Source organism: Variovorax ureilyticus, assembly GCF_037889935.1.
GTDB lineage: Bacteria > Pseudomonadota > Gammaproteobacteria > Burkholderiales > Burkholderiaceae_C > Variovorax > Variovorax ureilyticus.
The window spans coordinates 402,247-423,619 of record NZ_JBBKZU010000003.1 but is presented as its reverse complement, the minus strand read 5'-3'; the positions used below and the strand labels follow the sequence as shown (position 1 = coordinate 423,619).

Below are 21,373 nucleotides of genomic sequence, written 5' to 3'. Positions count from 1 at the left end.
CGAATGAAGCAACAAACCTGCCCATGCTAAGGGGTTTTTCGATCGAATCAAGAAACCTACGATCACGCACCATGACCGCAAGAAGATCACCCCGGCAACCGACGCTTCACTACATCTTCGATCCGCTCTGCGGCTGGTGCTATGCCGCCGCACCGCTGGTCGATGCAACCCGACGCATCTCCGGACTGAAGGTCGAGCTCCACGGCGGAGGCATGATGACCGGCCCCAACCGTCGCCCCATCACCCCGGAGTGGCGCAGCTACGTGATGCCCCACGACCGGCGCATCGCCGAACTCAGCGGCCAGCCCTTCGGCGCCGCCTACTTCGACGGCCTGCTCAACGATGAGGGCGCGATGCTCGACTCGGTCCCGCCGCTCACCGCAGTGCTTGCAGCGCAGGCCGTGGCCGACCGCGGCGCCGACATGCTCAGCCGCGTGCAGCGTGCTCACTACGTGGAAGGCCGGCGTATCGCCGAGCGGCCCGTCCTGGACGGACTGGCAGCCGACATCGGCCTCGCGCCGTCCACCTTCGCGACCGCCTTCGACGAACTGACAGGCGAAAGCACGCAACGGCATATCGCGCACAGCCGCCAATGGCTTGCGAGAGCGGGCGGACGAGGCTTTCCCACCTTCGCGCTGGAAACGCCCGATGCGCGCGTCATGCCCATCGATGCCGGGCGCTTTCTCGGTCAGCCCGATGCCTGGGCCGCGCAGCTCGAACAGCTGGTCGCGCAGGCCCTCTGAACCCATCCTGCCATTTCTTCTTCAAGCTCAGAAAGGGAATCCATCATGAAGATCGCCATCCTCGGTATCTCGGGCCGCGTCGGCTCGCGGATCGCCAACGAATTGCTCCAGCGCGGCCACGCCATCACCGGCGTTGCGCGCAAGACCGAAGGCGTGGCCGAGGGCCCCAACCTCACCCTGAAGGCCGCCGATGCCACGTCGGTCGATGCGCTCGCGCCGCTGCTACGCGGCCATGACGCGGTGATCAGCGCCACCCGCTTCGTCGGCGGCATCGACGCAGCGACGCTCATCGCGGCGGCGAAAAAGGCAGGCGTGCAGCGCGCACTCGTCGTGGGCGGCGCGGGCAGCCTCGAGGTGGCCCCGGGCAAGTCGCTGGTCGACACGCCCGATTTCCCTGAAGCCTACAAGCCCGAAGCGCTTGCCGGTCGCGTGTTCCTCGAAGCGCTGCGCGCCGAGAAAGAACTCGACTGGACCTTCCTCTCACCGTCCGCGCTGTTCATGCCGGGCGAGCGCACCGGCAAATTCCGCCTCGGCGGCGATGGCGTGCTGTCCGACGAAAAGGGGAAAAGCTGGGTCTCGATGGAAGACTTCGCGATCGCGATGGCCGATGAAGTCGAGCACCCGAAGCACTCGCGACGGCGCTTCACCGTAGGGTATTGAACCCACCCTCACGGGGTGGTTTCGAGCGTGCGCTTCATGGCCTGCATGCCCGCGTCGATCATGGCGGCGATCGGCTCGGCCATGGCGTTCGGCAGCAGGTCGGCGACCCAGACGAGACGGCTGTGCGCGGCGTCCTCGGGGTACACCTGCAGCGATGCGTTGTGATGCGTGAGCCGGCCGCCAGAGGCCGACCACGCGATGCGGCGTGTCGCGTCGTCGACATCGACGATCACCTCGCGCGCGACGATGCCATTGCCGAAGGTGACGATCCGCGCATCGCCCTCGAGCCGGCAGTCGGTCACGAAGCCGGGCACGAGCCGGCGATGGATCTCGCCGACGTCGCGCACCGCGTCCCAGATGTGGGCCGCACTCGCGGCCACCTGCATTTCCCGTCGAATGGATGCCATGCGTGTCTCCTTTCGAAGCTCGAACCAGTGTAGGCGCGGCTGGCGCGCCGCACCCGCGCCGCTCAGCGGGAGACGCCGAGCAGCCGATCGAGCACTTCGGGCTGCGTGCGCAGCGTTGCGGCGTGATCGGCGTGCACCACGGTGCCGTGGTCGAGCACCACCGCCTCATCCGAGATCGCAAGGATGGCCTGCGGATGCTGCTCGACGATGATCGCCGCCAGCCCTTCATCCCGCGTGATGCGGCGGATGGCGCGCAGCAGCTCTTCCACGATGATCGGCGCGAGCCCTTCGAGCGGCTCGTCGAGCAGCAGCAGCGTCGGATTCACCACCAGCGCACGGCCGACGGCGAGCATCTGCTGTTCGCCGCCCGAAAGCTGCGTGCCCAGGTTGCCCTTGCGCTCGGCCAGGCGCGGGAACATCTCGTAGACACGCTGCGCGTTCCACCTTCCCGCTCGCTCGACGGCGGCGAGGTTCTCGTGCACCGTCAGCGACTTGAAGATGTTGCGCTCCTGCGGCACCCAGCCGATGCCGACCGCGGCGCGCTGGTGCGAAGGCAGCTTGTGCAAGGCGTTGCCGCCCAGCGTGATCGTGCCGCCGTGCTGGCGCGTGGCACCCGCGAGCGTGTTGATCAGCGTGGTCTTGCCGGTGCCGTTGCGCCCCAGCAGCGCCAGCGTCTGCCCTTCGCCGAGCGAAAAGGAAATGTCGTGCAGGACCACGGCTTCGCCATAGCCTGCGCTCAGGTTCTCGATGCGAAGCAACTCAGGCATGTGCCTCTCCATGGCCCAGGTAGACCTCCTTGACCTTCGGGTCGTTGGCGATCGTGTCGGGGTCGCCCTCGGTCAGCAGGGTGCCGTTGACCAGCACCGTCATGCGGTCGGCGAAGCTGAACACGAGGTCCATGTCGTGCTCGATGAGCAGCACCGACACATCGGCCGGCAGCGCGGCGACCGTTTCCAGCAGTTCCTCGCGCTCGCCGGCCGGCACGCCGGCCACGGGTTCGTCGAGCAGCAGCACGCGCGGCTCGCAGGCCAGCGCAATCGCGATTTCGAGCAGCCGGCGCTTGCCGTAGGCCAGATGCTTGGTCTGCTGGTTGGCGACATCGGCGAGCCGGAACTGTTCGAGCAGCTGACCTGCCCGCTCGGCGACCTGCTTGGAACTGCCCAGCGGACGCCACCAATCCGCGCCCGCGCCGGTGTGCTGCGACACCACGAGCGCCAACGTCTCCAGCGGCGACATCGAATCGAAGAGCTGGTTGATCTGGAAGGTGCGGACCATCCCGCGCGCCACCCGCTTGTGGGGCGCGAGGCGCGTGATGTCCTCGCCTTCGAGCACGATGCGGCCCTCGGTCGGCGTGAGCACCCCGGTCAGAAGATTGATCAGCGTGGTCTTGCCGGCGCCGTTCGGGCCGATCAGCGCATGGCGCGCGCCGCGCCGCAGGTTCAGCGATACGTTGTTGGTCGCCGTGATGCCGCCGAAGCGCATCACGAGGCCGGTGGCCGAGAGGACGATGTCGTTCACGTTGTTGTCATTGCTCACGGCTTGGCACTCCCTGCACTCCCCCGGGCGCCGAACCACGTCCAGGGCTTGAGCAGCCGGTCACGGCCCACGAGCACCAGCAGCACCAGGATCAGGCCGATCCAGAACATCCAGTACTGCGGCGTGACGGCCGAGAGGGTGTCCTGAAGCACCTTGAAGACGATCGCACCCGCGACGCCGCCGTAGAGCCAGCCCACGCCGCCGATGACCAGCATCAGCAGCACGTCGGCCGAGCGATCGAAGGAAAGCACGTCGAGCGATGCGAAGCCTGTGGTCTGCGCGAGCAGCGCGCCCGCGCCACCGGCCACCGCGGCGGCGACGGTGTAGATCACCGCCAGGCGCGGGATCACCGGGATGCCGATCGCCATCGCGCGCAGGCGGTTGTCGCGGATCGCCTTGAGCGTCGCACCGAACGGCGAATGCACCAGCCGACGCATCAGCAGGAAGAGCACCAGCATCACGGACAGCGAATACCAGGCGGCGGTGCGGCCGTAGAGATCGAAGTCGAACATGCCGAGCACCGGCCCCATCACCACGCCCTGCAGGCCATCGGCGCCGCCGGTCAGCCAGTCGAGCTTGTTCGCGAGTTCGAGCAGGAGCAGTGCCGTGCCGAGCGTGACCATCAGCCGCGTGAGGTCGCTGCCGCGCAGGATGGTGATGCTCGCCACCACACCCAGCAGCCCAGCGACCACGATCGCCACCACCAGCCCGAGCGTCGGATCGGGCATGACATGCTTGGCGAAGAGCGCGGCCGTGTAGGCGCCCAGGCCAAAGAAGCCGGCGTGGCCCAGCGACACGACGCCGGTGTAGCCGAGGATCAGGTCGAGCGACATCGCGAACAGCGCGACGATCGCGATCTCGTTGATCATGAGCGCGTGCTGCGGCAGCACCAGCGGCAGCACGAAGGCCACCGCCCAGACCACGAACTCCAGCGGGCGCCAGCGCGCCTTCGCGAGCAGCGGGGATTGGAAGTCCATCAGCGGCCTCCCTTCCGGGTGAAGAGGCCCTGCGGGCGCCACATCAGGATCAGGATCATCAGCAGGTAGACGGTGAAGGCACCCATCTTCGGAATGAAGTACTTGCCCGCCACGTCCGCCACGCCGAGCAGCAGCGCCGCGAGCAATGGCCCGGTGATGGACGTGGTGCCGCCGACCGACACCACGATGAGGAAATAGATCATGTACTTGAGCGGGAAGGTCGGATCGAGCCCGAGGATCTCGGCGCCCAGCGCGCCGCCGAGGCCCGCCAGTCCCGAGCCGACCGCGAAGGTCATCAGGAACACCACGTTCACGTTGATGCCCATGCCGGCGGCCACGCGCGGGTCGTCCACCGCCGCACGCAGCCGGCTGCCGAAGCGGGTGCGCGTGAGGATGAGTTGCAGCACCACCGTCAGCAGCGCACAGACGGCGATGATGAAGAGCCGGTAGTGGCCCATGCCCAGCATCAGCGCGCCGTCGCCGATCTCGGTGCGGCCGCGCAGCCACTCGGGCAGGTGGATGTTCTGCTGCGACGAGCCGACGAAGAAGTCGATGCCCGCCACCGCCATGAAGGCGAGCCCGATCGAGAACATCACCTGGTCCAGGTGCGTCTTGCCGTACATCGGGCGATAGAGCGTGCGTTCGAGCAACGCGCCCACCGCACCCACCAGGATGAATGCAAGCGGCAGGCAGACGAGGAACGGCACGCCGAGCTTTTGCATGGCGAAGACCGTGATGTAGCCGCCCGCCATGGCGAAGGCGCCATGCGCGAGATTGATGAAGTTCATCAACCCGAGCGTCACGGCCAGTCCGACCGCGAGCACGAACAGCAGCATGCCGTAGGCGATGCCGTCAAATAGGATGGTTAACATGCCTCCCCCCAGCCTCGTTCACTTCGTTTGCTCGGGCACCCCCCTGGCGGGGGCACTCCCAGCGGCCTGGCGAAGCCAGTTCCGCGGGAGTTCCCGAACGGGCCTGGCTACGCAGGCCGGATTTGGAAAACCGGATCACTTGGACTTGCCCGGGTCCTTCACGCTCTTGATCACGTCGAACTCGACGTTGTAGAGCTGTCCGTCCTTCTTCTCGACCTTGCGCAGGTACACGTCCTGCGTGACGTCGCGCGTCTGCGCGTCGATCAGGACCTGGCCGCGCGGGCTTTCGAAGACCTGGCCCTTGAGCGCCGTCAGCAGCGCGTCGCCGCCGCCCTGGCCCTTGGTGGTCTTGAGCGCCTCGTAGATCATGCGCATGCCGTCATAGCCGCCGACGGCCATGAAGTTCGGGCGCATGTTCTTGTTGGCCTTCTCGAAAGATTCGACGAACTTCTTGTTCATCGCCGACGGATGCGCTGCCGAGTAGTGGTGCGCGGTGACCACCCCCAGCGCGCCGTCGCCCATGTCGTTGAGCTGGTCGTCGTCCGTGAGGTCGCCGGTGCCGATGAGCTTGATGCCCGCCTTGTCCATGCCGCGCTCGAGGAACTGCTTCATGACCGCCGCGCCCGCGCCCGAGGGCACGAAGACGAACAGCGCGTCGGGCTTGGCGTCACGCACCTTCTGCAGGAACGGCGCGAAATCGGGGTTGCGCAGCGGCACGCGCAGCTTGTCGAGCACCTTGCCGCCGTTGAGTTGGAAGCGCTCGGCGAAGAACTTCTCGGCGTCGTTGCCGGGGCCGTAGTCGGACACCAGCGTCACCACCGACTTGATGCCGTTCTTCGGCGCCCAGTCGCCCATCGCGACCGACACCTGCGGCAGGGTGAAGCTCGAACGCAGCATGTAGGGCGAGGCTTCGGTGATGGCCGAGGTCGCCGCGGCCATGGTGATGGCAGGCGTCTTCGACTGCGTGGCGATCGGCGCGACCGCCAGCGCGATCGGCGTCAGGCCGAAACCGGCGAGCACGTTGACCTTCTCGTTCACCACGAGTTCCTGCGCGATGCGCTTGGCAACGTCGGGCAGACCGGTGTCGTCCTTGACGATCAGTTCGACCTTCTTGCCCGCGACGGTGTCACCGTTCTGCGCCATGTACAGGCGCGCCGCAGCTTCGATCTGGCGACCCGTGGAAGCCTGTTGCCCGGTCATGGGCAGGATCAGGCCGATCTTGAAAGTGTCCGCGGCGTAGGCCAGTGGCATGGCCAGCGCGACGGCGGTCAGGCTGGCGGCCTGGACGAATTGACGACGAAGCATGAAAGCTCTCCTTCTGCGTAATGCTGGAACGGGAAAAATCGGGGGCTATTGTGACCAGATGCAATCTCGCGGGGACGCCGGCAAACACCTAGCTTGCCCAGTGGGCAAGGAATTTCTGCGCGATCAAGGAATACGGCGCGCGATCATCGCGCAAAGCTTGGATTCATTCTGAGGGGGCTCTCAATCGCGGCGGCGGATGAGCTTGACTGCGGGCAAGGCATCACTCTGTGCGCCGTGCAGCGCCTCGCGCAGATTGCGCTGGGCAATGCGGCTGTGCTCGCGCATGAGCGCCTCGGCGCGCGTGCCTTCGCGGTTCTCGATGGCATCGAGCACCTGCCAGTGCTGGTCCTGCGCGACCAGCAGCCTGTCGCGCGCGCCCGGTGAATTCGCCTCCACGACCACGAAACCCGAGGGCGACGCGAACGGCAGGTTCGTCACGCGCTCGGTCTGCAGGGCGATCAGCGGACTGCCCGACATTTCCGCGAGCAGGCGATGGAATTCCGCGTTGTAGGCGACGTAGCGCGAGAAGGCGGCGTCATCGAGCGCTGGATCGCGCATCAGCTCGTCGATGCGCTTGAGGCAGGCGCGCGCCTCGCGCAACACCGTCTGCGGCGCACCGCGCTCGGCTGCGAGCCGCGCCGCGAGGCCTTCGAGCGTGCCGCGCAACTCGATGGCGTCACCCACATCGCGCTCGGAAAAGGTTCGGACCGCGTAGCCGCCACTCGGCAGCGCTTCGAGCAGGCCTTCCTGTTCGAGGCGCATGAGCGCACTGCGCACCGGCGTGCGGGACACGCCCAGCAATTCCGAGATCGCCACTTCCGCGATGCGCGCGCCACCCGGCAATTCGCCGGCGAGCACCATCTCCCGCAGCCGCAGTTGGGCCTTCACGACCTGCGAGCCACCGGCTTCGGCGTGGGACAAAACGGAGGGGTTGGGCGGATTCACGGGATACGGAATGTATCCATAAATGACCAAGAATCGACTCTTTTTGCACCCTAATGCGGGTAAACACCAGTGTCGATGTATCCGCAAGCACGCGTCGCTGTGCGGATACGATCGACCGTTCTTTTCCAGATTTCGACGGAGCCAACCATGTCAGAACACGCCCGCCTGCCCGCACGCTACGACCACGTCGGCAGCTTCCTGCGCCCCCAATACCTGCTCGAAGCCCGTGAACAAAAGGCCAAGGGCGAGATCACGCCCGAACAGCTTCGCCGCGTCGAGGACAAGGCGATCACCGAGATCGTCAAGTTCCAGGAAGACATCGGCCTCAAGAGCATCACCGACGGCGAGTTCCGCCGCACCTACTTCCACATCGATTTCCTCGAGCAGCTCGGCGGCGTGAAGACCGACATCCCGGTCACCATCCGCAAGCCCGACGGCACCGAGGAACTGGCCCCGCCGGTGATGCGCGTGATCGACAAGGTGCGCCACGCCAAGAACATCCAGCTTGCCGACTTCGAGTACCTCAAGAGCCAGGTCTCGGCCGGCAACACGCCGAAAGTGACGATCCCCTCGCCCACGATGCTGCACTTCCGCGGCGGCCGCGCCGGGATCAGCAAGGAAGCCTACCCCGAGCTCGACCCCACCTTCTACGACGACGTCGCGAAGGCCTACGGTGACGAACTGCGCTCGCTCGCCGCCGCCGGCTGCACCTACGTGCAGATGGACGACACCAACCTCGCCTACCTCTGCGACGAGAAGATGCGCGAAGCCGCCCGCCAGCGGGGCGACGACCCCAACGAGCTGCCGCACCGCTACGCGAACTTCATCAACAAGGTGGTGGCTCAGAAGCCCGCCGGCATGACGCTCGCGATGCACCTGTGCCGCGGCAACTTCAAGAGCACGCACGCCGCAGCCGGCAACTACGAACCGGTGGCCGAGGCGCTGCTCAAGGAAATGGACCTCGACGCCTACTTCCTCGAATACGACGACGCACGTTCGGGCGACTTCCGCCCCCTGCGTTTCCTGCCGAAGGGCAAGACCGTCGTGCTCGGCCTGGTGACCACCAAGTTCGGCGAGATGGAAGACAAGGACGAGCTCAAGGCCCGCATCGAGGCCGCCGCCAAGTACGTCTCGCTCGACCAGCTCGCGCTGTCGCCGCAGTGCGGGTTCTCCAGCACGGTGCACGGCAACAACATCGCGGTCGAGGCGCAGCGCGCGAAGCTCAAGCTGGTTGTCGACGTCGCACGCGAGGTCTGGGGAGAGTAAGTCTCGCCCCGCCCCTGGACGGGTTGGTTTGTTTTGGCGCCGGTGTGAAGTAGGCTTCGGAAATATGCAGCTCTTCACCGGTCCGCTCAGCATGTTCGGCGCCAAGGCGCAGATCGCGATGCTCGAAAAGGGCCTCGCGTTCGACTGCGTCATGGTGCCCTTCGACCGCGACGACAACTACGAGCCGAAGCACCCGGAGGTCCTGCGCGTCAACCCCAAGCGGCAGGTGCCGGTGCTGATCGACGGCGGCGTCGAGCTGTTCGATTCGACCCAGATCTTCGAGTACCTCGAAGACCGCTTTCCCGTCCCGCCGCTCTGGCCCGCTGCCCTCGCCGACCGCGCCTGGGCCCGCCAGATCGAACTCAAGTCCGACGAGGTCTTCTTCCCGCACGTGGTGAAGCTATTCGGTCTCCAGCACGACATGCAGAGCCCTCCAGCCGTCGCGGCCTGTGCGGCCTGCGCCCGCTTCCACGAAGAGATGGAAGCCCTGCTGGCCGACCGTGACTACCTCGCGGGCCCCTACTCCTACGCCGATATCGCCTTCTACATGGCCCATGTGTTTGCCGACCGCAAGGGCGCAGGTATGACGCACGCCACGCCGCGGCTGGTCGCCTGGCGCGACCGCGTCGGCGCACGGGCGCCGGTGCAGGAGGTCGTGGGCACGATGATGAAGTTCCTCGTGGACAACCAACACGCGGTGCCGGTCTTCCTGCAAAAGCTTCTTCGCACGTGAACCGCATCGACGACTGGCTCGACTGGCTGCCCTCACCGTCGCAGCATCTGCTGGTCGTCACCTTCGCATTGCTGGTTTACGTGCTGACCAGCCGCGCCAAGCGCGAGCAGCGCGCGCCTTCCACCGCCATCGCCTGGGTGATGGGGCTCGCGCTGATGCCGTACGTCATCCTCCCGATGTACCTGCTGTTCGGCCAGCGCAAGCTGCGCCCGGCCGGTTCGCCGCGGCCGCCGCGGGCGAATCCGGCCGGCCACTGGGCGGCCGACCTGGTCGAGAGCTTCGGCCTCGCCCCGCCGGGGCCGTGCGCAGTGCGCTTCCACTCCGACGGCGCGGCGGCGCGCGATGCGCTCTTCGAGGTGGTCGAAGGCGCGCGGGTTCGTCTGGACATCTGCACCTTCATCATCGGCGACGACGCGCTCGGCCATGACGTCATCAACCGGCTGGCGCGGCGCGCCCGCGACGGCGTGAAGGTCCGCGTGCTGCTCGACGGCTTCGGCGCGCTGTCGCTGCCGCGATCGCACTTCGACACGCTGCGCGACGCGGGCGCCGAGATCGCGGTGTTCCGCCCCATCTTCAGTCTGCGCCGGACGGGGCCGCGAAACCTGCGAAACCATCGCAAGTTCACCATCGCGGACGACCAATGGCTGTGGTCCGGCGGCCGCAACCTCGCGGGCGAATACTTCACCGGCAACGACGACCATCCGGTGCCCTGGCGGGATCTTTCATTCGACCTGCAAGGCAGCGTCGCAGCGGCGGCGGCGCGGCAGTTCGACCATGACTGGTCCTCGGTGCGCGGCCGCAAGCCGCGCGAAGTGGCCGCCGGCGACGTTCACGTGGAAGGCGAATTCGCGCAGCTTCTGCCAAGCGGGCCGGACCAGACCGAAGACACCGCGCAGGCGCTGCTCATCGATGCCTGTTTCCGCGCCGAACACCGCGTGCTCGCGATCACGCCCTACTTCGTGCCGGGTGACGGCCTGCGCGATGCACTGCGCCTCGCCGCCCGGCGCGGCGTGCAGGTCACGATCGCCATCCCCGCGCAATCGAACCACCGGCTCGCCGACTTCGTTCGCGCAAGAGCCATGCGCGATCTCACGCGCGCCGGCGTCATCTTCCGCATGCTGCCTTTCATGGCCCACGCCAAGGCGGTCGTGGTGGACGATGACCTCGCACTGTGCGGCTCGATCAACCTCGACATGCGCAGCCTGCTCATCAATCACGAGGCGGCGGTGGTGTTCTACGGCCACTCGCAGGTCGACTGGCTCGCGCAATGGATCGAAACCACGGCTTCGGCCGGCGACACCTACCGGGCGCGCCAGCCGGGCCTGATTCGTGACGTGGCCGAAGGGTTGTTGCTGACCATCGCCTTCCAGCTCTGAGCCTTCATGGCCGATACTTCTCGCCCCTCGTCGACCGAAACACCAATCAACCTCAGGAGATCTCCATGGGAAATGTCGTGCAGTTCAAGCGCCCCGACGGCGGCAGCGTCAACGGCTATCTGGCCGAGGCCGACAAGGCGGTCGGCTCGGTGGTGGTGATCCAGGAATGGTGGGGCATCAACGACCAGATCCGCGGCGTGGCGGACCGCTTCGCCAATGCGGGCTTCACGGCGCTGGTGCCCGACCTCTATCGCGGCAAGTCCACCGTCGAGGCCGAGGAAGCCCATCACCTGATGACGGGCCTGAACTTCGGCGACGCCGCATCGCAGGACGTTCGCGGCGCCGTCCAATACCTGAAGGCGCGCGGCGGCAAGGTGGGCGTCACCGGCTACTGCATGGGCGGTGCACTCACGGTGCTGGGCTTGACCATGGCGCCCGAAGCCGATGCCGGCGTGGTCTGGTACGGCTACCCCCCGCTCGAATACGTCGACGCCTCGAAGATCAAGGCACCGGTGATGGCGCACTGGGCAACGCAGGACGAGGCCTTCGCGATCGCCGGCGTCGATGCGCTCGAAGAAAAGCTCCGCGGCGCGGGCGTGCGCTACGAAGGCCACCGCTACCTGGCGCATCACGCCTTCGCCAACGAAACCGCGCAAGGGCCGGGACGCATCCCGATCACGCAGTACGACGCGGTCTGGGCGCAACTCGCGTGGGACCGGACACTGCGCTTCTTCGGCAAGGAGCTGGCGGGCTGATTCAGGAGGCCTTCGCCGCCTTGTTGCAGTAGCTCGCGTTGCCGAGGCCCGTGCCGATGGTCAGCACGGCCCAGCGCTTCACGTCGCGCATGAAGGGCAGCTCGCTCAGGCCCTGCACGACCGCGTCGTTGTGCATGAGCACGACGGTCGGCTCCCCGCCGATCGTCGGGATCCGCTTGCACAGCCGGCTCGGCAGGTGGAAGTTCTCGCTCTCCCAGTCGCCGGGCAGGTTCTGCGCGCCGCGCGCGATCGATCCGTCCTTGCGGATCAGACCCGGGCAGCCGATGCCGATGAAAGGGGCGAGGCGGATGCCCTTCCTGCCGCAGTAGCGCATCTGCTCTTCGAGCATCTCCACCAGGCGGTCGACCAGCACCTTGCGGCTGGGCCCGTCGTCGGCGTGGCGCCACTTCTCGCGGTGGATCACCTTGGCCTTCGACAGGTCGCGTGCACGCCGCCTGCGCGTCTTGACGATGCCGCAGCGCACGTTGGTGCCGCCGATGTCGAGCGCGAGGATCGCGTCGTGCCCCTTGAGCAGCGGCGGCGGCACCAGATGCACCCATCCGAGCAGGCCGCCGTCGTCGGTCTCGTGGCTGATGCGGCCCAGTTGCACGGAGATCCCCATGTCCTCCAGCAGGGCCGAGGTCTGCAGGATCGCCCGTTCCCCCACATCGCTCTCCGGAAAGCCACCGCCGATCACGATTCGCTCCACCCCCTTCCATGACGGATGGTGCATGAAGCGCTCGGTCACCCAGGCCAGTTCCTCGGCGAATTCCTCGATGACCCCGTGGACCACGTCCGCGGCCTCCGACGCCTTCTTGCCGAGTGCCTGATCGAGCGCCTTCTTCGTCAGTTCCCTGGAATGCAGGCCGCCCAGCGGATCGTTGCCCTTCTTGCGACGCCGTCGGCGCCAGCGTTCGAGCAGTTCGCGGAACGCAGTCTGGCTCGCCTGGTCGCCGACGAAACCGTCCTTGTCGCGCAACTGGAGGCTGTAGCCCTCGACCACCACCGAGGGCAGCTCGCGCGCGCCATGCACGTCGGGCAGCGGATGGTGGTCGCCGGTGCGCTTGCGGTGCTTGTGCCTGGCCATGCCTTGCCGCTCCTTCGCCGTTCAATCGGCGGTCGTCTTCAAAATGAGGCGCGCGGTTTCCTCCGGCGCATCCCAGTGCGGATAGTGGCCGCAACGCTCGAACCAGTGCAGCCGCGCGTCCGGGAACAATCGCTGCGCGCGCTCGGCCTGCCGGGGAAGGCAGATCCGGTCGGAACGGCCCCACCCGATCACGAGCCTCTTGCCCGGACGGCCGGCGGCGATGCCTTCCATGGGCGCGGCTCGCACAAGTCCGCCGAGCATCGCGCCGAACGATGCCGAAGCAGCGCAACTGCGCATCTCCTCCACCAGATGCGAAGCAGAAAGCAGCTCCGGCCGCGCCGAAAGCTGCGCGAGGAGCAGCCCGCGCGACCATTCGTGCGTGGCGATCGCCGGCATCGAATGCCGCATCAGCCGCGCCATACGCCACCAGAAGCACGCCGATGCCCAGTAGGCCTGCCGTTCCCAGCCGGCCCAGAAGCCCAACGGGCCCAGCGACACCACGGCGCCGACCACGCCCCCCCGTCGCGCCAGTTCGAGCACCAGCTGGGCGCCGAGCGAACTGCCCACCGCATCGGTGCCGAGCAGTTCGTGTTCCCGCAGAAACTGCGAGACGGCATCGGACATCGTACGGATCGAGACCTCGCCGGGCAGGGACGGACTCTTGCCGAAACCCGGCAAGTCGATCGCTGTCACGCTGCGCTCGGCGGCCAGCGGCTTCAGCACCGTCCGCCATGATCGCCAATTGCTGCCGAGCCCGTGAACGAGCAGCAACGGCTTGCCTTCGCCGCGGCGGACGTAATTGATGAGCACGCTTCAGTTTGCGTTCAGATTTGTCAACCCAGCATCGGCCCGACGCACCGCCCGCTGTAGGACAACACCTCGGCGCCGATCACGCTATGCCGCTCCCTCCCCTGTTCCACAAGGCGGTCGGGCCGATACACTGGATCGATGACGCCGCTGCGCCGCATCTGGTTCGCCGCCCTTGCCTGCGTGGGGCTCCTTTGGGGCGCGATGCCGTCGCACGCTCAGCAAGAAACGATGCGCGTCGGTTCCAAGCGCTTCACGGAGTCGTACATCCTCGCCGAGGTGCTGGCGCAGACGGCCGCTTCGCATCTGCCGTCCCAGCCCGTGGTGCGGCAAGGGCTCGGCAACACCGCCATCGTCTACGAGGCGCTGAACTCCGGCGGCATCGACCTCTATGCCGAATACACCGGGACCATCGCGCTGGAGATCCTCAAGAGCAACGGATCGATGACGCTCGAGCAGATGAACGCCGCGCTGCGCCCCCTCGGCCTGGGCGCCGCGATTCCGCTGGGCTTCAACGACGGCTACGCGCTCGCGATGCGCGCGGCGGACGCGGACCGGCTCGGCATCCGCACCCTGAGCGATCTTGCCAAGCACACCGGGCTGAAGCTGGGCCTGTCGAACGAATTCATCGGCCGCGCCGACGGCTGGCAGGGGCTCGCCGATCGCTACGGGTTCAAGCAGGGGCCGACCGGTCTCGACCACGGCCTGGCCTACGACGCCATCGCCGCGAAGCAGATCGACGTGATGGACATCTACACCACCGACGCGAAGATCGACCATCTCGGCCTGCGCGTGCTGGAGGACGACCGGCAGTACTTCCCGCGCTACGACGCCGTCGTGCTCTACCGCCTCGACCTGCCCACGCGCTGGCCGGCCGCATGGGCTGCCTTGCAGAAGCTCGAAGGCCGCATCGACGAGCGGACCATGATCGCGATGAATGCGCGCGCCGAGCTCAACGGCGCGGCCTTCGACTCCATCGCGCGGGACTTCCTCGCGCCCGCCAAGGCGCAGGCGCCGGCCGGCGCAGCAGGATCCCGCGACACCGCCGCGCGCGGCTTCACCGCCAAGCTGTTCGGTCCGGACTTCGGCCGCCTCGCCCGCCAGCACCTGCTGCTGGTCGCGATCTCCGTCGGGCTCGCGATCCTGATCGCGGTGCCCCTGGGCATCCTCGTGTTTCCCCGCCTGCGCGCCCGCGCGCTGGTGCTCGGGCTGACGGGGCTGCTGCAGACCATCCCATCGCTTGCGCTGCTGGCGATCCTGATCTCGCTCGTCGGCGTGATCGGCACCTTGCCTGCGTTGATCGCACTCACCCTGTATTCGCTGCTGCCCATCATGCGCAACACGGTGACCGGGCTGACGGAAGTGCCGTCCGGGCTGCGGATGGCCGGCACGGCGCTGGGCATGACCCACGGCCAAAGCCTGCGCCTGGTGCAGTTGCCGCTGGCGCTGCCCACCATCCTGGCCGGCGTGCGGACGGCGACCACCATCGCGATCGGCACCGCGACCATCGCCGCCTTCATCGGCGCGGGCGGCTTCGGCGAGCGGATCGTGACCGGCCTCGCGCTCAATGACCGCCAGTTGCTCGCGGCCGGCGCGATTCCGGCCGCGGCGTTGGCGCTGCTGAGCGAAGCGGTCTTCGAAATCCTCGAGTACCTGATGCGTCGCGGGCGCTGAGGAGACTGTCGATCCCTTACACTCGCCCAGTCAGGAGAGAGCCTCGCGCGACGGGGCCGCCGAAGGCGCAGGGCCCCGCATTGCAGGGGCCCGAACGCTCAGGCAAAAGGACTGACGAAGCGCCCCAGCGGGCGTTTCCTTGCTGGAGAGAGGCGACCCGCCCCGCAATGACGGATGGCGGAATCGTCCACCGAAGGAGCAAGCCTCGATCGTGGGGTGAATCTCTCAGGTAAAGCGGACAGCAGGGGTGGCCCATGGCTCCGGTCATGGATCGGACTACCCCTTTGCCTTTGGAGAATGCCTTGGCTTCCGCATCGACCGACGACCTTCTGAAGACGCCGCTCCACGCCCTGCACGTGGAACTCGGCGCGCGCATGGTGCCTTTCGCGGGTTACGCGATGCCCGTGCAATACCCCGCCGGCCTGATGGCCGAGCACAAACACACACGCGAGGCCGCCGGCCTGTTCGACATCTCGCACATGGGCCAGCTTCGACTGGTCGGTCCCGACGCCGCGGCCGCATTCGAGACTCTCATGCCGGTCGACGTTGCCGGGCTCGCGCCGGGCAAGCAGCGATACGGGCTGCTGCTCAATGACGAGGGCGGCATCCTCGACGACCTCATGTTCTTCAACGAAGGCCACGATTCGTGGTTCGTCGTGGTCAACGGCGCGTGCAAGGCCGCCGACATCGCGCACATCAACGCGAAGATCGGCCACCGCTGCCAGGTCCTGCCGATGCCCGACCACGCCTTGCTCGCGCTTCAGGGTCCGCAGGCCGCATCGACGCTCGCGCGGCTTTCGCCCGGCATCGAGCAGTTCGTCTTCATGACCGGCGGTGCAGTGCGCATCGGCAATATCCCGGCCTTCGTCACCCGCAGCGGCTATACCGGCGAGGACGGCTTCGAGATTTCCGTTGCTGCCGCCGATGCCGAAGCGCTCGCCCGGCTGCTGCTGGCGCAACCCGAAGTCAAGCCGATCGGCCTCGGCGCGCGCAATTCGCTGCGGCTCGAAGCGGGGCTGTGCCTCTACGGCAACGACATCGACGAAACCACCACGCCCGTCGAGGCTTCGCTCGGCTGGGCGATGCAAAAGGTTCGCCGCGCGGGCGGCGCGCGCGAAGGCGGCTTCCCGGGCGCCGCGAAGATCCTGGCGCAGTTCACCGCATCGACCGGCACGGCCGGCCATCTCGACCACGACACCCTCAAGCGCAAGCGCGTGGGCCTCGTCGCGCTGGAGCGTATCCCGGTGCGCGACGGCACCCCGCTCGAATCCTTCGAAGGCGCGGCCATTGGCCATGTCACCAGCGGGCTGCTCGGTCCGACGGTCGACCGGCCGATCGCCATGGGCTACGTCGCGCTCGCCTATGCCGAGCCCGGCACGCGCATCCAGGCGATCGTGCGCGGCAAGCCGGTACCGATGGAAGTCAGCACCATGCCTTTCGTTCCCGCCCGCTACTACCGCGGCTGAAGTCACACGCTTTCACCGTTTTTTCATCAAGGAGCATTTTTCATGACCACCAAGTTCACCAAGGATCACGAGTGGGTCCGCACCGAATCGGATGCGGCGCTCGTCACCGTCGGCATCACCGTCCACGCGCAGGACGCGCTCGGCGATGTGGTCTTCGTCGACCTGCCGGAGGTGGGAAAGTCCTTCGCCCAGGGCGAGGTGGCCGGTGTGGTCGAGTCGGTCAAGGCGGCGGCGGATGTGTTCATGCCCGTTTCCGGCGAGATCACGGAAGTCAACGAAGCGCTGCGCGCCGATCCGTCGCTGGCCAACAGCGCGCCGATGGAAGGGGGCTGGTTCTTCAAGGTGCGCGTGAGCGATCCTGCACAGCTCGATGCACTCCTGGACGAAACCGCCTACGAGAAGTTCTCGGCTGAAAGCTGAGTCACCGAGGAAGCCCCTCTCCTTGCCCTGCCTGCCCTCTTTGCGAACCGCTGACATGTCGACCGTCCTGCCCCTCACCCCCTCGCTCGGCGATCTCGAGAACGCCGATGAATTCATCGCACGCCACGTCGGAATCGAACCCCAGGACGAAGCGCGCATGCTGCCGGCCATCGGCTCCGCCACGCGCGCAGAGCTGATCGACGGCATCGTGCCGCCGGCCATCCGCCGCGCCAGGCCCATGCGCCTGCCGCCGGCAGTGACGGAAGCCGAAGCGCTGGCCGAACTCAAGGCCATCGCCGGCAAGAACAAGGTCGCGAAGAGCTACATCGGCCAGGGCTACTACGGCACGCACACGCCCGGCGTGATCCTGCGCAACGTGCTGGAGAACCCGGCCTGGTACACCGCCTACACGCCCTATCAGGCCGAGATTTCGCAGGGCCGCATGGAAGCGCTGGTCAACTTCCAGACCATGGTGTGCGACCTCACGGGCATGGCGATCGCCAACGCGTCGATGCTCGACGAAGCGACGGCCGCGGCCGAGGCGATGACGCTCGCGCGCCGCAGCGTGAAGAGCAAGAGCAACGTCTTCCTGGTCTCGGGCGACTGCCACCCGCAGACCATCGAGGTCATCAAGACCCGCGCCGCGCCGCTCGGCATCGAGGTGCGGGTGAGCACCATCTCCGAAACCCTGCCGCACCTGATGGCGAGCTGCGAGTTCTTCGGCGTGCTCGCGCAGTACCCCGCCACGACAGGCCATGTGCACGACCTGCGGCCCCTCGCGGGCCATGCGCACCAGTTCGACGCCGCCTTCTGCGTCGCGGCCGACCTGCTGGCGCTCACCATGCTGACGCCGCCCGGCGAGTGGGACGCCGACATCGTCTGCGGCACCACGCAGCGCTTCGGCATGCCGATGGGGAACGGCGGACCGCACGCGGCCTACCTCGCCTGCCGCGACGATTTCAAGCGCTCGTTGCCGGGGCGAATCGTCGGTGTCAGCGTCGACGCGCATGGCGAGCCGGCCTACCGGCTCGCGCTGCAGACGCGCGAGCAGCACATCCGCCGCGAAAAGGCGACGTCCAACATCTGCACGGCGCAGGTGCTGCCCGCGGTGATCGCCAGCATGTACGCCGTCTACCACGGCCCCGAAGGCCTCAAGCGCATCGCGCAGCGCGTGGCGGCACTGACGGCCGTGCTTGCGCAAGGCCTCGAACAGATGGGCCGCGAGCTGGTCAACGCAACGGCCTTCGACACGCTCACGGTCAAGACCGGCGAAGACACCGCGAAGATCGTGGAACGTGCCGAAGCGGGCGGCGTCAACCTCGGCCAGCGTGTGCAGAACCACCTCGGCATCTCGCTGGACGAGACCACCACGCGCGCCGACATCGAGACCTTGTGGGCGCTCTTCGTGCCGACAGGCACGCCGATGCCGCGCTTCGAGGAACTCTCCGCCCGCGTGACCTCGCGCATCCCCGAGGACCTGCGCCGCACCTCGGCGTTCCTCACGCACCCGGTCTTCAACACGCACAAGAGCGAAACCGCGATGCTGCGCTACATCCGCAGCCTCGGCGACAAGGACCTCGCGCTGGACCGCAGCATGATCCCGCTCGGCAGCTGCACGATGAAGCTCAACGCGACCAGCGAGATGATCCCGATCACCTGGCCCGAGTTCGCGAACATCCATCCCTTCGCGCCGGCCAGCCAGCGCCTCGGCTACGACCAGCTCGACAAGCAGTTGCGCGCGTGGCTGTGCGAAGCCACCGGCTACGCCGGCATCAGCCTGCAGCCCAATGCCGGCTCGCAGGGCGAGTACGCGGGCCTGCTCGCGATCAAGGCCTTCCATGAAGCCAAGGGGCAAGGCCATCGCAACGTGTGCCTGATCCCGTTCTCCGCGCACGGCACCAATCCGGCGAGCGCGCACATGGTCGGCATGAAGGTGGTGGTCACCGCCTGCGATGCGGAAGGCAACGTGGACATCGACGACCTCAAGCGCGCCTGCGAGGCGCACAGCGACAAGCTGGCCGCCGTGATGATCACCTACCCCAGCACCCACGGCGTGTTCGAAACCCGCGTGAAGGAACTCTGCGAGATCGTCCATGCGCACGGCGGCCGCGTGTACGTCGACGGCGCCAACATGAACGCGCTGGTCGGCATCGCGGCACCGGGCGAATTCGGCGGCGACGTGAGTCACCTGAACCTGCACAAGACCTTCTGCATTCCGCACGGTGGCGGCGGGCCGGGCGTGGGCCCGGTGTGCGTGGTCGAGGATCTCGTGCCGTATCTGCCGGGGCACGCGACCGGTGGCATCGCCGCGAACGGCGTCGGCGCGGTGTCGGCTGCGCCGCTCGGCAACGCGGCAGTGCTGCCGATCAGCTGGATGTACTGCCGCATGATGGGCGCGGCCGGCCTCAAGGCCGCGACCGAAACCGCGATCCTCAGCGCCAACTACATCAGCGCGCGCCTCAAGGACCACTACCCGACGCTGTATTCGAGCCCCAACGGCCATGTGGCGCACGAGTGCATCCTGGATCTGCGCCCGCTGAAGGATGCCAGCGGCGTGACCGCCGAAGACGTCGCCAAGCGACTCATCGACTACGGCTTCCACGCGCCAACGCTCAGCTTCCCGGTGCCGGGCACGCTGATGGTCGAGCCGACCGAGAGCGAGCCGCTCGCCGAGCTCGACCGTTTCATCGACGCGATGATCGCGATCCGCGGCGAGATCCGCCGCATCGAGGAAGGCGTCTGGCCGAAGGAGGACAACCCGCTGAAGAACGCGCCGCACACCGCCGCGAGCCTGCTCGGGACGGAATGGACGCGGCCCTATTCGCGCGAGCTGGCGGCCTTCCCGCTCGCGACGCTGAAGACCGCCAAGTACTGGCCGCCGATCGGCCGGGTCGACAACGTCTACGGCGACCGCAACCTGTTCTGCAGCTGCGTGCCCGTCGCCGAGCTGGCGGCAAGCGCAGCGTCGGCCGAATAGGTCTCCCCGGGCGACCCGGCGGCGGAACTACCAGCGCTGCTGCTGGCGTCCGCCGTGGATGTTGCCGGCGACACCGCCGGCCACGCCGCCGATCGCCGCACCGGTCCAGGCGTCGCCCCCCGCAATGGCGGCAATTCCGGCACCGGCAGCGGCGCCCATCGCTGCGCCGCTCATCGTGCCCTGCTGCTGAGGCGTCATGTCCGTGCAGCCAGCGGCGAACGCCAGCGCCGCGACCGCGAGAAGCCAGTTCATTCGCATCATGATCTGTTTTCCCTTCACTTCTTCTGCAGGCCGGGCATGGCCATTTCGAACCAGATGATGTCCAGCACGGGGCGCTTCAGGCCGCTGGGATTCGCAGCGTACCAGCCATCGACGCCCTGACGCACGCTGTCCAGCGACTGGCCCTGCATGCCTTTGGACAGGCGCGGCACGAAGCTCTGCGCGTCGGTCGGCATGTTTCTTCCGTAGAAGGCCATCTCCACCTGAACCATGTTCGCGAGTCCGACGAGGTAGGCCTTCTTCACGGCCTCGCTCGACTTGGTCCACTGCTCGCCGGTGACGATCGGGACCTCGGCCGCCTTGGCCGGGGCGCAGGCCAGCGCAAGCGCCATGCAGGCCGCCGACAGCGCCGTTCGCATTTGCAGTTTGGGTGACATTGCGTTCTCCGCTGTTGATGCGCGGGCGATCCTGCGCTGTGCCGTCGAGGCATGTCAAGCGCGTCGAAGTCGCAAACAACCACTGCGAGTGCGCGCTCTCTTGATCGAGGAGGACAATGTCCTTCATGCGCCCATCGCTGATCCTTGCGGCTGCTTTTGCGACCTTCGGCCTCCCCGCCGGCGCCGAGGTGATCCGCTGCGCCGATGCGGCCGGCAACGTGAGCTACACGGACGGGTCGTGCCCGCGCGGCGCGCACAGGGTGGCGAGCGTGACCACGACGGACCCCATCTCGGTCGTGGGCGGGGATCGGCAGCCCGCCCCCGTCCGCAGCAACTCGCCGGAACACGATTCGAGCGTCGCCGCGGCACCGCCGCAGGCACCCGCGGGCCCGATCATCATCGACGGCCGCCGCACCGGCAACGAACCCGGCCGGTCCGACGCATCGCGCTGGAGCGATCGCGGCGAGGACCCGATGTGGATCGATGACGGCTACTACAGCCCCGGCGTCAACCGCCCTCCCAACCGCCCGCGCGACATGCGCCCGCGGATCACCAAATGCGGCGACCGCACCTGCAAGGACGTGCAGGGCAACCATTGGGACCGCAACACCGGTCAGCTCGACCGCTATCGCAGCATCGACGGCAGGACCTGCCGTCCGGTCGGCACCACGACGGTCTGCAACTGAGCACCGCGACGCCGCGAGACTTCGC

The 21,373-nt window shown here is 67.4% G+C and carries 22 protein-coding genes and 2 riboswitches; of the genes, 11 read left to right on the top strand and 11 right to left on the bottom strand.

Annotated elements, in window-relative coordinates; all coding sequences use genetic code 11:
• The first annotated feature begins 71 nt into the window (after positions 1 to 71).
• Together WKW77_RS09465 and WKW77_RS09460 are read left to right on the top strand one after the other, a co-directional pair.
• Positions 72 to 743 carry a DsbA family protein gene (locus WKW77_RS09465; RefSeq protein WP_340356595.1) on the top strand — a complete coding sequence of 224 codons (672 nt, stop codon included), beginning with the start codon at positions 72 to 74 and terminating at the stop codon, positions 741 to 743.
• A 45-nt stretch (positions 744 to 788) separates the two neighbouring features.
• Positions 789 to 1,403: an NAD(P)-dependent oxidoreductase gene (locus WKW77_RS09460; protein WP_340356594.1), complete on the top strand. Its 615-nt coding sequence runs from the start codon at positions 789 to 791 to the stop codon at positions 1,401 to 1,403.
• Between the two features lie 8 nt (positions 1,404 to 1,411).
• On the opposite strand, the gene WKW77_RS09455 is transcribed toward WKW77_RS09460, so the two are convergent.
• The 7 genes from WKW77_RS09455 to WKW77_RS09425 all read right to left on the bottom strand — a co-directional run bounded on the left by WKW77_RS09455 (position 1,412) and on the right by WKW77_RS09425 (position 7,445).
• Complete coding sequence (locus WKW77_RS09455) at positions 1,412 to 1,810, bottom strand: SRPBCC family protein (protein WP_340356593.1); 399 nt, start codon at positions 1,808 to 1,810, stop codon at positions 1,412 to 1,414.
• A 62-nt stretch (positions 1,811 to 1,872) separates the two neighbouring features.
• Positions 1,873 to 2,577: an ABC transporter ATP-binding protein gene (locus WKW77_RS09450; protein WP_340356592.1), complete on the bottom strand. Its 705-nt coding sequence runs from the start codon at positions 2,575 to 2,577 to the stop codon at positions 1,873 to 1,875.
• On the bottom strand, positions 2,570 to 3,328 hold the full coding sequence (locus WKW77_RS09445; RefSeq protein WP_340356716.1) for an ABC transporter ATP-binding protein: 759 nt from the start codon (positions 3,326 to 3,328) through the stop codon (positions 2,570 to 2,572). The genes WKW77_RS09450 and WKW77_RS09445 overlap by 8 nt, the downstream gene beginning before the upstream one ends.
• A gap of 14 nt (positions 3,329 to 3,342) precedes the next feature.
• Complete coding sequence (locus WKW77_RS09440; RefSeq protein WP_340356591.1) at positions 3,343 to 4,323, bottom strand: branched-chain amino acid ABC transporter permease; 981 nt, start codon at positions 4,321 to 4,323, stop codon at positions 3,343 to 3,345.
• Positions 4,323 to 5,195 carry a branched-chain amino acid ABC transporter permease gene (locus tag WKW77_RS09435; RefSeq protein WP_340356590.1) on the bottom strand — a complete coding sequence of 291 codons (873 nt, stop codon included), beginning with the start codon at positions 5,193 to 5,195 and terminating at the stop codon, positions 4,323 to 4,325. Before WKW77_RS09435 ends, WKW77_RS09440 begins: the two co-directional genes overlap by 1 nt.
• Positions 5,196 to 5,330: 135 nt before the next feature.
• Positions 5,331 to 6,500, bottom strand: a complete 1,170-nt coding sequence (locus tag WKW77_RS09430) for an ABC transporter substrate-binding protein (protein WP_340356589.1) — start codon at positions 6,498 to 6,500, stop codon at positions 5,331 to 5,333.
• A gap of 180 nt (positions 6,501 to 6,680) precedes the next feature.
• Positions 6,681 to 7,445: a GntR family transcriptional regulator gene (locus WKW77_RS09425; protein WP_340356715.1), complete on the bottom strand. Its 765-nt coding sequence runs from the start codon at positions 7,443 to 7,445 to the stop codon at positions 6,681 to 6,683.
• Between the two features lie 147 nt (positions 7,446 to 7,592).
• Between WKW77_RS09425 and WKW77_RS09420 the strand changes: the two genes are divergently transcribed.
• From WKW77_RS09420 to WKW77_RS09405, 4 genes are all read left to right on the top strand, one after another.
• Positions 7,593 to 8,711, top strand: a complete 1,119-nt coding sequence (locus WKW77_RS09420; RefSeq protein ID WP_340356588.1) for a 5-methyltetrahydropteroyltriglutamate--homocysteine S-methyltransferase — start codon at positions 7,593 to 7,595, stop codon at positions 8,709 to 8,711.
• A gap of 64 nt (positions 8,712 to 8,775) precedes the next feature.
• Positions 8,776 to 9,444 carry a glutathione S-transferase family protein gene (locus WKW77_RS09415; protein WP_340356587.1) on the top strand — a complete coding sequence of 223 codons (669 nt, stop codon included), beginning with the start codon at positions 8,776 to 8,778 and terminating at the stop codon, positions 9,442 to 9,444.
• Positions 9,441 to 10,820, top strand: coding sequence for a phospholipase D-like domain-containing protein (locus tag WKW77_RS09410; protein WP_340356586.1), 1,380 nt, complete (start codon positions 9,441 to 9,443; stop codon positions 10,818 to 10,820). Before WKW77_RS09415 ends, WKW77_RS09410 begins: the two co-directional genes overlap by 4 nt.
• Before the next feature lie 65 nt (positions 10,821 to 10,885).
• Positions 10,886 to 11,575 (top strand): dienelactone hydrolase family protein, encoded by a 690-nt coding sequence (locus WKW77_RS09405; protein WP_340356585.1) that lies wholly within the window; start codon positions 10,886 to 10,888, stop codon positions 11,573 to 11,575.
• 1 nt (position 11,576) lies between these two features.
• Here WKW77_RS09405 and WKW77_RS09400 read toward each other — a convergent pair whose 3' ends face one another.
• Positions 11,577 to 12,662, bottom strand: a complete 1,086-nt coding sequence (locus WKW77_RS09400) for an ROK family protein (RefSeq protein ID WP_340356584.1) — start codon at positions 12,660 to 12,662, stop codon at positions 11,577 to 11,579.
• A gap of 21 nt (positions 12,663 to 12,683) precedes the next feature.
• Positions 12,684 to 13,472 carry an alpha/beta fold hydrolase gene (locus WKW77_RS09395; protein ID WP_340356583.1) on the bottom strand — a complete coding sequence of 263 codons (789 nt, stop codon included), beginning with the start codon at positions 13,470 to 13,472 and terminating at the stop codon, positions 12,684 to 12,686.
• Positions 13,473 to 13,610: 138 nt separating this feature from the next.
• Here WKW77_RS09395 and WKW77_RS09390 point away from each other — a divergent pair, with 138 nt between their 5' ends.
• From WKW77_RS09390 to gcvP, 4 genes are all read left to right on the top strand, one after another.
• Positions 13,611 to 15,143: an ABC transporter permease/substrate-binding protein gene (locus tag WKW77_RS09390; RefSeq protein WP_422823162.1), complete on the top strand. Its 1,533-nt coding sequence runs from the start codon at positions 13,611 to 13,613 to the stop codon at positions 15,141 to 15,143.
• 21 nt (positions 15,144 to 15,164) lie between these two features.
• Positions 15,165 to 15,263: riboswitch (glycine riboswitch) on the top strand.
• Positions 15,264 to 15,275: 12 nt separating this feature from the next.
• A riboswitch (glycine riboswitch) is annotated at positions 15,276 to 15,395 on the top strand.
• A gap of 14 nt (positions 15,396 to 15,409) precedes the next feature.
• A complete protein-coding gene (gene gcvT / locus WKW77_RS09385) occupies positions 15,410 to 16,609 on the top strand; it encodes a glycine cleavage system aminomethyltransferase GcvT (RefSeq protein ID WP_340356582.1) in 1,200 nt (399 codons plus the stop codon).
• 42 nt (positions 16,610 to 16,651) lie between these two features.
• Positions 16,652 to 17,029, top strand: a complete 378-nt coding sequence (gene gcvH / locus WKW77_RS09380; RefSeq protein WP_093161462.1) for a glycine cleavage system protein GcvH — start codon at positions 16,652 to 16,654, stop codon at positions 17,027 to 17,029.
• Between the two features lie 55 nt (positions 17,030 to 17,084).
• Complete coding sequence (gene gcvP, locus WKW77_RS09375) at positions 17,085 to 20,006, top strand: aminomethyl-transferring glycine dehydrogenase (protein ID WP_340356581.1); 2,922 nt, start codon at positions 17,085 to 17,087, stop codon at positions 20,004 to 20,006.
• A 27-nt stretch (positions 20,007 to 20,033) separates the two neighbouring features.
• On the opposite strand, the gene WKW77_RS09370 is transcribed toward gcvP, so the two are convergent.
• Both WKW77_RS09370 and WKW77_RS09365 read right to left on the bottom strand, forming a co-directional pair.
• Positions 20,034 to 20,267 carry a glycine zipper domain-containing protein gene (locus tag WKW77_RS09370; protein WP_340356580.1) on the bottom strand — a complete coding sequence of 78 codons (234 nt, stop codon included), beginning with the start codon at positions 20,265 to 20,267 and terminating at the stop codon, positions 20,034 to 20,036.
• 14 nt (positions 20,268 to 20,281) lie between these two features.
• Positions 20,282 to 20,662, bottom strand: a complete 381-nt coding sequence (locus tag WKW77_RS09365) for a hypothetical protein (protein WP_340356579.1) — start codon at positions 20,660 to 20,662, stop codon at positions 20,282 to 20,284.
• Between the two features lie 125 nt (positions 20,663 to 20,787).
• Here WKW77_RS09365 and WKW77_RS09360 point away from each other — a divergent pair, with 125 nt between their 5' ends.
• Complete coding sequence (locus tag WKW77_RS09360; RefSeq protein WP_340356578.1) at positions 20,788 to 21,348, top strand: DUF4124 domain-containing protein; 561 nt, start codon at positions 20,788 to 20,790, stop codon at positions 21,346 to 21,348.
• Positions 21,349 to 21,373: the final 25 nt, after the last annotated feature.